The sequence below is a fragment of the Longispora sp. NPDC051575 genome, from assembly GCF_040681875.1.
Lineage (GTDB): Bacteria > Actinomycetota > Actinomycetes > Mycobacteriales > Micromonosporaceae > Longispora.
Map to the genome: position 1 here is coordinate 20012 of NZ_JBFAZP010000014.1, position 12090 is coordinate 32101.

A 12090-nucleotide genomic window follows, 5' to 3' on the forward strand; every position below is an offset into this window, starting at 1 on the left:
CCATGTGCGCCGCAAAGGTACGCCCAACCTCTGACAAGAACAGGCCCCTCGAACATGACAAGAATCCGACACCAAATCCTGAATAAGATCGCGAGGTAAGGGCGGTTCGCTGAGGATTTACGTTCTGTAGCCCAGCGGTGCTCGCGGCCATCGAATCGAAGGCTGCGTCCGACCATTACCCCTTGGAACATCCAGGTAGGAGTGAAGGATTCCAGGCCGCCATGGCCGGCGCTCGTTTCAGGAAGGGCTGCACCCTGATCCAACCCGGCGGGTCGCCGACGTAGGAATCAGCCTCGTGCCGGACGAGTTCACTCCAGGAGTAGACGGGTGACAGCGACTGGTTCGCCGGCCGACATTGCTGATCGCGCCGCAGCTGGGCCGTCATGTGAGGCTGCGGGACCTTCGATCGATTCGGTCCGACCTAAGCTTCGCAACCCTCGTGCTCACTATCGAGGAAGTGGACCTTGGCCCGCACAGGGCGGGGCTGTTGGGCACCACCACGCCGCGTACAACGCACTGTCCGATTGGCGACCTATGTCGTTGTGCCGGTCTGATAGATAATGTGCCTTTTCCCCACTGGGATTTAGGGTGATTTCAACTGAAGGGCTGGTCGTTCAATCACCACCCTGCGTCTCCCGGTGCCTACCCAGGCTCAGCAAGATGTTTCAAGCTTGGGACATTGTGATGTCAGCCGCTATCACTATGGTTATCACTATGGAGGGTGCTGGCCGGGAAGGGGCTCAATCGGCCTACGACTGGTGGCAGGCGCGCCTAGCTGCTGAGTTTTTCGCCCCTGGGGCTTCCGGCCGCGCGGTGATCCTCTACGTGGATGACCTCGAAGCTCGGCGCCTAGGGTTGGAATCAGATTGCTCGGGTCTCGCCGAAAGCGTACTAGGCGTCCTCGATGAGCATGGAACGAACATTTTCAGCCGTGTGCTCCGCATGATTTCCAGATGGCGAATCGGCCCGCGCATCGAGCCGCCGCCGTGCTTGCCGGTGCTGGCGGTGTTCGTCCTCGCGGCGAGCCGGATGCGGACTGAAGGAACAACTTGGTCCCACAACTACTACTCCCGGTTGGCGCAAGTCCTGAAGCCAGACGTAGATCACGAGCGCGAGACCGGCACCGGGACGTTCCGATGGAGGCTCACTCGCGACTCCGACATGACGGAGGCTTTGTGGACTGTGTTGGTCGACTGGTTGGAGGATCAAGGTGGCAGCCGCGGCCTGAGTACCATCCGCACGGCTGGTAGTCGCAATAGGATCGGCTTCGCCCTGTCTCAGGCCATTATCCGAGCCTCCGATCATGTATATCTAGAGCGATTCTTCCGGGCCATTGGAGCCGGTGAGGCTTGTCGCCTCGACGCAGCCAAAGTCCTGCGCGACCTGAGAATCTGGGGAGCCCACCGGCGGGGTCTCTCTCGCAGACTCCAGCAGGCATTGTCTGAACCGGACGTCGCCCAGGATCAGCTATTAGGGGACTTGATCGTCGCCCTGGCGCAGAGCTGGGATGGCACTGTCTCCGGGCTCGGCACGGGCAGCCGGCGCGTGCTGGACATGAGATTGACTCTCGAAGATGATCTCTTTACTGGCTGGAGTGGCGGCTGGCATGCCGGGTGTGTCGGCGGCATCGATACGGACGTTTTGACCTACGGTTCCGCGACGATCTCGGTGACGGCAGACGAAGGCGCCCGCTCGTATCGCCTGGGAGGCGATATCCCGGATTTCGCCAACGTGCTGCGCAACGGCTTCCATGCCCGAGGCACGGTGCTGGAAGTCACGTTGCCGCCAATGCGTATCTTGGCGATGGCAGAGGACCCGTTGAATGCTGGAAGATGGATCTCGACGGACGAGTTGGCAACGTACGAGCGCTACACCCTCCTGGTCAGAGCGGGTGACCGCGGCCGAGTTGAACTGGCGCTCGACCGGGCCGGGACCGGAACGGTAGTGCCCGATGACGCGCCCTGGGAAGGCTGGCTGATCTTCGGAGATGTCGAATTCAGGAATGAGGCACTCCTTCGCGCAACACTCGCCGATCTTGAGGGATCCGGCCTGACAGGGTTGGACTACTCGCCGCCGCTGCGGCCCCGTCTCGTCAATGGGCTGCCAGTTCGTACTGACCTCGGTCGTCGGCACTACCTGATTGGTGGAGAACCGGATCTAGCCCTTCCTGTCGAGGACGGCCGGAATATCAAGGTGCTGCTTGACGGAGTCGAACAGGTGGTACGCGCATCCGGGCGTCTGATCCCGCTACGCGGCCTGGACCTCGCAGCGGGCAAGCACCGTATCCAGGTCGCCGGAACCGAGACGGATTTCCATCTCTGCGAGCCGTCGCCGCTCGTCCGCGCCGCAGGCATATCCGCCGGTATCGTGCCTCCGGCGAGCGTTATGATCAGACCCGGCACGGATGCGCGCTTCGTGACCGCTGACGGCCGCTTCCACTGGATTACCCGGCACCACCACACAGACCACGAGCCATATTGGTGGCGTTCGCGGTCGACCGAGTTGCGGGCGTACGGGTTCGAAGCGGATGTGCTGGACGAGGCGGTTTGGTTGGTTGTCCTACACCACGACCGTCTGGTTAAGGTCGTGCTCCTTCGCGCGCTGGAGCCGCGGATCACGTACCTGTCTGGCGACGGCAAGGAATTCTGGTCGCACCTGGTGCTCGATACGCAACGGGATACACCGCATCGTGCGCTGTGGAAGCGGTACTGCAGTGCGGCTATGACCATCGGGGTTGCCCCGGTACTGAGCCGCAGGGAGCACCACCGTGCCCTTTGATCCCGACACCTTCGTGGCCTGGATGGCTGAACGCAAAGAAGGGGGCATGCCGGACCTGCGTCGGAAGCTCACATGGTTGGCCGACGGAGACGACACCGGTGTCCGTACGTGGGTCACTGACGCCGTCGGCATGGGCAAGGTGGATGTTGACTGGAATCGTAATCGCTGGTTGGCAGGCCCGCTGCTGGTAACCCGGCTTCCCGGCAGCGGCGGTGTTGGCCTCCTTGCCGGCGCCATCACCCCTGCTATCAGGCAAGCAGCATCAGATCTGGCCGCCGACATCGTCGAACACCGGCACGAGGAGCTCGGCAGGATTCTCGCGCCCCCGACCACTGTGTGGCTGCAATACGACGACAGCGACCACCTGCGACTCATAGCCGACACCATCGGAGCGTCGTTCGAGCCCTGCGCGGCCGAGCGAATGACCAGGAAGCTGGAACCAATCTCGTGGGGAGATACGGCGGCAGCTCCTCCTTCGCGGCACAACGCAGGGCTACGCGCCTTCCAGATGCGGCAAGGGCAGTTCGAGGACTGCGCGTGGTCACCCGAACTTCAGGATGGACTGTACGAGATCATGATGTTCGGGTCCCAGCGCCAGTACCTGTTCCGCAGAAACGGGGACTGGTACCGGACGACCCGCAGTGTCGGCATCCATCTGCAACTGCCCCAGGAGGGCTACCCTCTACGCTGGCGGGCACACAATGGCGGCGGCGACCGATACGTGGCCCAGCTCATGGTGGACGCGCCCATGTCGCTTCCCCCGGCCCAGCACCGCACTGCGGTGTTTTGCACCGGACTGCCCGCCCGGCGCAGTTCTGTTACGGGCACCTGGATGTATGACGGGATTCCTCGTAATACCGCTGAGACCATTGCCTGGACACTGCGCCGACGCCTGGAGATCGAATCGTGACACCTGAGCAAGCACCTGGCCTCGACGTGATCGGCACATTCGACGCTCTACGCGAAGCGTACCTGCGCTACTACGACACGCCGTTCGGCCTGGCCGACAAGCGCTTGCAGGACGAGCGTCGGACCCTGCTGGACCGGCCGGGCGGGATCTACGCCGAGCCCCTCATCGAAGTACGGCCCGAATACCGGACCGCCGAAGGCAGCCTGGAGCACTCGGCACGGGCGGCCGGTGCCCCGAATGAGCTGGCCGAGTTCGCCCTGTGCGGACTACTACGGTCGGGCATGCAGCTCTATACCCACCAGGAGCAGGCCCTACGAGCGGGCCTCACTCCCGGGCGCAACGCAGTGTTGACCGCTGGCACCGGCTCAGGGAAGACTGAATCGTTTCTCCTGCCGGTCGTGGCAGATCTACTGTCGGAGTCCCGGAACTGGGGAGGCCGACCAGCGCGGCCGCGGCCCTGGTGGCGGCGCGACGACACCGGGTACCAGTCCCAGCGTGGCGGTGAGACCGGGCATGCCCAGGCTGTGCGGACGATGGTGCTGTACCCAATGAACGCCCTCGTCGACGACCAACTCACCCGGCTCCGCAGAACCTTGGACAGCGATGAGGCCCGCGCCTGGCTAGACACCCACAGGGGCGGGCACCGCTTCTACTTCGGCCGTTACACCGGGGCTACGCCAATGACGGGGAGCCGGGACAACGCCCTCGCGGTCGACGAACTCCGCAGATACCTCAAACAAACCGAAGCCCGTGGGCGACGCGCCATGGCGCTGAAGGATCCTGACGCCCGCTATTTCGTTCCGCGGCTCGACGGGGCGGAGATGTTTTCCCGGTGGGACATCGCTGACGCACCGCCGGACATCCTGATCACCAACTATTCGATGCTGAACGTCATGCTGCTACGCGACCGCGACCAACACCTGTTCGACAGCACCCGACGGTGGCTGGAGACCACTCCAGCGGCCCGATTCACACTCGTCGTCGACGAACTGCACATGTACCGCGGCACCGCAGGCACCGAGGTCGCGTATCTACTTCGCAACCTCAAGCATCGCCTCGGCCTCGATGACCACCCGGAGAGGTTCCGGATCCTCGCGGCCTCCGCGTCGCTGGAAGCACCCCGCGACCGGCAGTTCCTCGAAGAGTTCTTCGCCGTCGCCGGGGAGTCATTCGACTTCGTAGGCGGCGAGACAGCGCATACAACCTCCGCGCCGGTCGATCTGTCAGCCCACGCCGGAATGTTGGCGCAGGCCAGATCTGTTGCCGAGCCGGCTGCTGCGGCGCGGATTCTCGCTGACACGGGTGCGGCGGCTGCACTGACCTCAGCCTGCCACCGTTCCGGCGCGGAACCCACCCCGGTGACCCGTCCGGTCGGAGAACTCGCCAGCCTCCTGTTCCCCACGGTCGGAGAATCCGGCCGCATCGAGGCCCTCGACGGCCTAGTCACCGCGCTGCGGACTGCCTCTGCCGAGGACCCGAAGCTTCCCAAACTCAGGGCGCACCTGTTCTTTAGGAATGTTCCGGGCATTTGGGCTTGCTCGGATCCGAACTGCCCGCAGGTCGATGTCGCACAGCGCGACGGCCGCCCGGTCGGTCGTCTGTTCGCGGGGCCCCGCACCCACTGCGACTGCGGTGCCAGGGTCCTAGAACTTCTCTATTGCCAAGACTGTGGCGACGTAATGCTCGGCGGCTTCGCCCCCCGCGACACCTTCGATGGAAAGTCATTCGAGGCATTCCTGCTACCGGACTCGCCGGACCTGTCCAAACTTCCCGACCGCGCGCCCCAAGACCGCTCGGCCAACAGCTACGTCGTGTACTGGCCTTCCCGCAGCCCGCAGCAGGCCGACGACGACGCGACCTGGAGCGCCGGCAAAGCTGGCGTCACGTTCCAGTTCCGGCGCAGCACATTCACTCCCGCCACCGGGCAGCTCAAGAACACCGAGGATGACTCCGCGACCGGATGGAGCTTCCACATCGACGTCAAAAAGGACCGAGACACTGGCCAGCCGGCCGTCGCCCCGGAGGCTCTGTCGGCCTTTCCCACCCGCTGCCCATCGTGTGGCAACGCATGGGAAATGACGGTCGACCGCAACGGCATCGGCTTGCCCGTAACGCACCCCCTGCGCCAACGTTCACCCATCCGGACGATGCGCACCGGCTTCGAGAAGATCAACCAGGTGTTGTCGACCGAGCTCGCTGGCCTGCTTGCTGAATCCGACCGTAAGCTCGTTCTCTTCTCCGACAGCCGCCAAGACGCGGCAAAGCTGTCCGCAGGGCTTTCCCTGCGCCACTACCAGGATCTAGTTCGTTTGCTCGTGCACGAGAGCCTCGTCGAGCTCACCGTATCGCCGGAACTGCTGGAACGGGCGCACGGTAGCTTCCGAGGCGATCGTTCTGTGGAGAACACCGCTGCGGCCACCGAGCTGACCAGCCACCACAGCAAGGACTACACGCGACTCGTCATGGCTTGGGCTCACGGAGACGATGCGGGCGCGTCGGCAGCCTCCAAAGCGATCCTGGCACCGCCGACGCTGACCACCCTGTCGGGGCGTGTGCACGATCGCCTCCTGGCCCTCGGCGTGAACCCTGCCGGAACCCGGTCCTCCGTCCAGCAGTACAACGGCAAAGCCTGGCAGGAATACTTTGACTGGGGCCCACAGCAGCCCGTCCACCGGCAAGGCCTGTCCAGGACGGACCTGGAGATCCTCAGTCTTGCCGAGGCTGATCTGCTTGAAAATGTCATCGAGGGACTATTTTCCGGTGCGGGGCGCGACTTCGAATCACTCGGCCTAGGCTGGATCGCCCAATCCGGGGACCCCGGCAACGAGGCGACTCTCGGGTTGGCGGTGGGCACTGCGAGGGCGAGCCTGCGGATTTTGGCCCAGCTCCGAAGATTCACCGGATTCAGGGACGGCACCGCCCGCCCGCCGCGGAAACTCAAGACGTTCTGGAAGGGGGTAGCGGACGTTTACAACCTCAACGTCGAGGAGATCCGGCAGGATGTGGAGGACATTTGGGGCGACGCCGTTCGCGAGTACCTGATCGACCCGGCCAAGTCCGGCATCCTGCGGCCGGCTGGCACGGTGTGGCCGTGCCCGAAGTGCAGGCGCAGACACCTTCACCGGGGAGCCGGAGTTTGCACACGCTGCGCAGCGCCGCTGCCCCTGAACGGTGACGCCCTGGCCGACGCCGAGCTCGACTACTACGGGTGGAAGGCGGAAACGGGCCACGGACGGTTCCGGCTCGTCGCAGCCGAACTGACCGGCCAAACCGGCCGCATCGAGGCACAGAGCCGGCAGTCGCGATTCCAGAACATCTTCCTCGAACGCGGCGAAGAGCCCCGAGCTGACGGCGTTGACGTGTTGTCGGTTACCACAACCATGGAGGCCGGCGTCGACATCGGCGCCCTGCACGCCGTGGTCATGGCCAACATGCCGCCGACCCGTTTCAACTACCAGCAGCGGGTCGGCCGGGCAGGCCGCCGTGGGGCACCGGTCGCCGTCGCGCTGACGGTCTGCCGCGGCCGTAGCCACGACGAGCACTACTTCCGGAGCCCTGCGGCTATAACGAACGACCCTACGCCGCCCCCGTATCTGGCCCTGGACCGCGACGAGATTCTCCGCCGGGCGGTGGCGTCCGAATGGCTACGGAACGCCTTCGTAGCGTTGCGAGGGGCACTTGACCACCCACCCGGAACGAACGTTCACGGCCAGTTCGGCCGCGCCGCCGACTGGCCTGCTGCCGCCCCCCAGGTGCACAAATGGTTCGCCGACAACCCCCACACGCTCCTCGGCGTTGCGCGCGCGCTTGCGGCACGCGACCTCACAAGCCAGGAAATCACAGGTTGGTCCGCCGACCTGCTCGGCAACATCGAGGCCGTAGCCGCGCAGGGCCACGGTGTTCCCGAGCTCAGCGAACGACTTGCCGGCGCCGGGGTACTACCGATGTTCGGCTTCCCCACCAAGGTCCGGCTGCTCCACCTGGCCCCACCGACGAAGAGCTACCCGTGGCCGCCGGACGACACGATCGACCGCGACGCGGCCATCGCTGCATCGCAATTCGCCCCGGGCAGCGAGACCGTCCGCGACGGACAAGTCTTCCCCGTCGTAGGCGTCACGGCGTTTGAACCCATGCCGCGTAGGCCGAGACCGGTCATGAATCCCTTTGGCGACGCAAGGCTGCTCGGAGTCTGCAGAACCTGCAACCACCTGCACGAACCCTACGTCGTCAATGGAGCACCGCCAGCGACCACGTGCCCGATGTGTTCATCACCTGAGTACGGGCCCATCGACCTCCGCGAGCCCCTCGGCTTCAGGGCCGGGCCCGGGCGCGACTTCGACGGCACCTTCGCTTGGTCCCCGCGGAACGTGTCCGCCCGAGCGAACGCCGACCTGGAACAGCTCGTCCGAGCAGATGTCGACAACGCCATGATCCGCTCCGGCCCCGGCCAGCGCTACGTCATCAACGACAACAACGGCCACCAGTTCAGCTTCCAGTCCGCAACCGACCGCGGCTGGGGAGGCTACGTCGAAGCCGGAGCCCGCCAATTCGACGAAAATGCCAAAGGATACGGACCGATGCTCCAAGTCGCCATCGGCGCCGTGCTGCCCACCGACCTACTGTTCTTCGGCCCTCGGACCAGGATCCTGGAGGACCCCGCCGTCAGGCTTGACCTGGCTCTCCATGCGCCGAACTCCCAGTGCGGAAGCGACATCAGCGACGGCCGGCGGGCGGCCTGGTACTCCTTGGCGTTCCTGCTACGCCGCGCCGCAGCGGTGTTCCTCGACGTCCAGCCTCAAGAGCTCGTCGCCGGGCTTCATACCGGCCCCCACCCCGAAGGCCACGCTCCCTACGCCTACATCGCCGATTCCCTGGAAAACGGGGCGGGGTTCAGCTCTCACCTAGGCCGGCCCGAAGTGCTTCCGGACTTCCTCGACAGCATCCGCCGCTACCTCGAGGAACTCGCCGACGACAGTCACGGCGACACATGCACATCTTCGTGTTACGGATGCCTGCGCGACTATTCGAACATGGCTGCCCACCCACTCCTGGACTGGCGGCTCGCCCGCGACCTGTTCGGCGTACTTGGAACCGAGGGACTACCGCAGGACCACGAGCGCGACCAGAGTGCCATCCGCCGATGGGCGGCGATCCTCAACGGAACGGTCCACATCGGTGACGATTACGCGATCTGCACGGCAAGCCTCAAAGGCAAGACGTATGCCATTGTGGCTAAACATCCCCTTGAGTCCTGCGACCTTATGGCCGCCAGCCCACGTCTCGTCCCGGTCCTCGAATCCGCGCTCTCCTTAGCCGGAGATTCCGCGCGAGTAGTCGTTGCAGACTGGTTCACGCTCAACAAGAGCCCAATGCGGGTCATGGAGGTCATCAGGCGGTCACCGAGGCGGTGAAGCCGGTGCCCCTCCAGCCGGAGCAGCCGGCCGGAGGGGCGCTAGGCGGTTCCGATCAGACTGTCGATCCAGTTTTCCAGCGACGACAAGCGGCCACTCTTGAAGTGCTCATTCATCTGGTTCGCCTTGTCCTTCGGCCGCGGCTTCCCCCAGACGATCACCGGACCGGCGGCGTTGACATGCACGACCGACGTGAACAACCTGTGGTTCTTGGCCCGACGCTCACAGGCGTTCACAAGGCGAGCTGGATCGAACTCGTTGGTGATCAGAACGTAGTCGAAGTCCTTGCCATCAGCTTCAAGGTTGGCGTAGTCGTCGAAGTCGGTCTTGAACTGCTCTTCGCGGTCTGCTCGCACGCTCCACTTCGAAGTGACCAGGATGCGGTGCTGGTCGGACTTCCGCACCAGGGCGAGGTCGACCTTGCGCGGCTTCTCGTTCCCGGTGGGTTCACGGAAGCCGGGGAGGTCGTGCAGCAGCTTCCTCGGCTCAATTTCATACGCGCCGGCAACACCTCCGATCCGGTTGAGCACAGCCGCGACTGTGTCTTCGAAGCCTTCGCCGGTGAGATTGTTGCGCTTGTTTTCTTGCCCGGAGTACAGGCGCATGCGGTCGGTCAACGCCCGCATTGCCTCGCGGGGCGGGTCGTGCGTCAGCCACTCCCGAAGACCTTCGGTGATGATCGCCCCCAGTCCGGGGTCGTCACCGGGCTCAGGGAAGCCCATTCCCTCATAGGGTGCCCGCTGCTCGGCTAGCTTGCCCGACCGCGACGGCGGCCCGGCTTGCGCTGCGAGCTGGACGATCGCCCGTTGGAACAGCCAGTCGACTTCTTCACCGAGCTTGTCCGGCGTCGTACCCAGTTCCCCGGCTACCCACTGGTGGAAACGCAGCGACCTCGCATACCACGGTTCGCCTGGCTGGGTCCGGTTGCTTTCGTAGCAGTGCGCGAGGCCGATGGTGCGGTTGATCCGTAACAGAAGCCTGTACACGTGCTTCCAAGCATCGCCCGGCGTTGGCGCAGAAGTGCCCAAGAAGTACTCATCGAGCAGCCGAGCACGATTGCCGGCACCGAAGGCACCGGCACCTGCTTTAGAAGCTTCCGAGGTCTGCTCGCCGTCCTCGGTCACGGCAAATCACTTCCGGCGCTCGGCCTTCCCAACAAGTTTCTTGACCTCCTGGGCGACAGCCGCCGCGAGCAGCGGCGGCACCGCGTTACCGACCTGGCGATAACGCGAATGCGCTTGCCCGCCGTCGATACGCCCGGCTATCGTCCCACGCCGCGAGTCGGTTGTGAAGGTGAAGTGATCCGGGAACGACTGCAGCCGGGAGAACTCCCGCACGCTCAGGGCGCGAGGGAACGCGTAGTGGTAGACCGAATCCGCCTTGGTATTGAGCGTCCAGGCCCAGATCGAGGGGTGAAGCCTGCGGTAGGCATAGAAGTGCGCTCGTCCAAGTCGCCCGGAATCGGTGCTGGGCCCCCATTTTTGGCCGGTCAGGTAGCGGGCCAGAAGACGCTCCGGCAAGTCCCTGTGGTTGCCCCCACCTGGGATCGCCTTCAGCCGCAGCACAGTGTCCTCATTGATTCGGGGCACGCTGACGTTCTGGACGACATCGGGAAGCGACTGGCGCATCAGCCGTTGGTAGGCCGACTCAGGTGTCCGGAGGGACTCGACGACGATGTCTTCTTCCCGGCGTCCCGTCTGCAGGAACCGCAGGTCAGAGATGGCCTGGGCTGCTGTTGTGACACCGAGGTCCTCGGGGTCCAGGAGCTGCGCAAGAAGTTTCTCGCCGACGCCATCGCTGGCGTCGACGAAGTACTTGCCCTTCTTTCTCCTTGCCAGCGACAGTTGGCTGGTGGCGCCAGTTCCCGTGATCGCTGCGGGTTCGACCCCGAGGTCGCTGCGGATGCCTAAAAACAGCAGGCGCTTGCGGGTTTGGGGCACCCCGAAGTCCGCCGCGTCCAGGACCTGTGGAAGTACTCGGTAGACCCCGCCGAGGCTGAGATCCTCCTCGGCCTGCTCCTTGACGCCCATTTGGGCTAGACCGGGAACGTTCTCCATGAGGAACACGGCAGGGCGCAACTCATCAACCATGGATACGAACTCGCGGTACAGGGAGTTACGCGGGTCGTCGATCAGGCGGGTCGCGTTTCGGACCTGTGAGAAGGCCTGGCACGGCGGGCCTCCGACGACCACGTCGGCTCCCTTGCCTGCGGCGATGACTCTCGCCCGGATCTCCGGCTCGCGGATGTCGCCGTGGATGGTTATCGCATTGGGAAAGTTTCGTTTGTAGGTCGCACACGCATCCGGATCAATGTCCGACCCAGCGACAATCTCGAATCCCTGTTGCCGGAAGCCCTCCGACAGCCCGCCGGCGCCGGCGAACAGGTCGATCACCTTCAGTGGCTTGTCTCCGGTCGTGGAGACCGGCATCCGCGCTTCCGGAATCGCCGAGGCCAAATCGAACAGGGGCTCCGCCAGGGAGACGCGCATCTGACCTCCAATACTGTGCCTACCGTAGGCTGCCAGCTGGCTGTCCATCACGGCTTCCCAACATAGCTTTCGCAGTGCCCACAATCTCACATTGTCAGGGCGTGGCGGCACTCCGGGAGCATGGCGGACGCACTTGATCACGATGGTCGGCCTGCGTTGGACAGTCAAGTCCTGGCCGCCCCACTGGTAGCCCTAGACTCAGGCGCGTGGACGAAGGGCCGGAAGGTGCCGCCAACCAGCGCCCCGCACCCGCCGAGGTATGCCGGTTCGTCGAGGCGGCACGTGAGGCCATGTCGGTCCTGATGCTCGACGCCGCCGGAACAGCCGAGCTGCGCGATGCGCTGGTCACGGCCGAGAACGCACTGAACCCTTTCAATCAAGTCCAGGCGCTTAGGGCAATCCGGCAAGCAAGGTACGTGCTGGTGGAACTCGCCCACGGACCCTGTCGCAGCCATGCTCGCCGACTCCGCTGCCCGCATTCTCGGCGATGACGTCGGCAAGA

Annotated in this window: 6 protein-coding genes; 4 read left to right on the plus strand and 2 right to left on the minus strand. The window is 64.5% G+C overall.

Annotated features, from left to right (window positions below):
• The first annotated feature begins 714 nt into the window (after positions 1-714).
• The 3 genes from AB0M43_RS35325 to AB0M43_RS35335 are packed head-to-tail and all read left to right on the plus strand — an operon-like array spanning position 715 to position 9099.
• The gene (locus AB0M43_RS35325) at positions 715-2778 is read left to right on the plus strand and encodes a hypothetical protein (protein WP_363731199.1); all 2064 of its coding nucleotides are present in this window, start codon (positions 715-717) and stop codon (positions 2776-2778) included.
• Positions 2768-3688: a hypothetical protein gene (locus AB0M43_RS35330; RefSeq protein WP_363731200.1), complete on the plus strand. Its 921-nt coding sequence runs from the start codon at positions 2768-2770 to the stop codon at positions 3686-3688. Before AB0M43_RS35325 ends, AB0M43_RS35330 begins: the two co-directional genes overlap by 11 nt.
• A complete protein-coding gene (locus tag AB0M43_RS35335; protein ID WP_363731202.1) occupies positions 3685-9099 on the plus strand; it encodes a DEAD/DEAH box helicase in 5415 nt (1804 codons plus the stop codon). The genes AB0M43_RS35330 and AB0M43_RS35335 overlap by 4 nt, the downstream gene beginning before the upstream one ends.
• Before the next feature lie 41 nt (positions 9100-9140).
• On the opposite strand, the gene AB0M43_RS35340 is transcribed toward AB0M43_RS35335, so the two are convergent.
• Entirely contained in the window at positions 9141-10223 is a 1083-nt protein-coding gene (locus AB0M43_RS35340) for a hypothetical protein (protein WP_363731203.1), read from the minus strand.
• 6 nt (positions 10224-10229) lie between these two features.
• The gene (locus tag AB0M43_RS35345) at positions 10230-11588 is read right to left on the minus strand and encodes a DNA cytosine methyltransferase (RefSeq protein ID WP_363731204.1); all 1359 of its coding nucleotides are present in this window, start codon (positions 11586-11588) and stop codon (positions 10230-10232) included.
• A gap of 206 nt (positions 11589-11794) precedes the next feature.
• Between AB0M43_RS35345 and AB0M43_RS35350 the strand changes: the two genes are divergently transcribed.
• Positions 11795-12079, plus strand: a complete 285-nt coding sequence (locus tag AB0M43_RS35350; RefSeq protein ID WP_363731206.1) for a hypothetical protein — start codon at positions 11795-11797, stop codon at positions 12077-12079.
• The last annotated feature ends 11 nt before the right edge of the window (positions 12080-12090 follow it).

What these genes read in the sequence shown, in the direction of transcription:
- AB0M43_RS35325 (WP_363731199.1), top strand. Translation starts at nt 715, where the DNA reads ATGGAGGGTGCTGGCCGGGAAGGGGCTCAATCGGCCTACGACTGGTGG.
- AB0M43_RS35345 (WP_363731204.1), bottom strand. Translation starts at nt 11,588, where the DNA reads ATGCGCGTCTCCCTGGCGGAGCCCCTGTTCGATTTGGCCTCGGCGATT.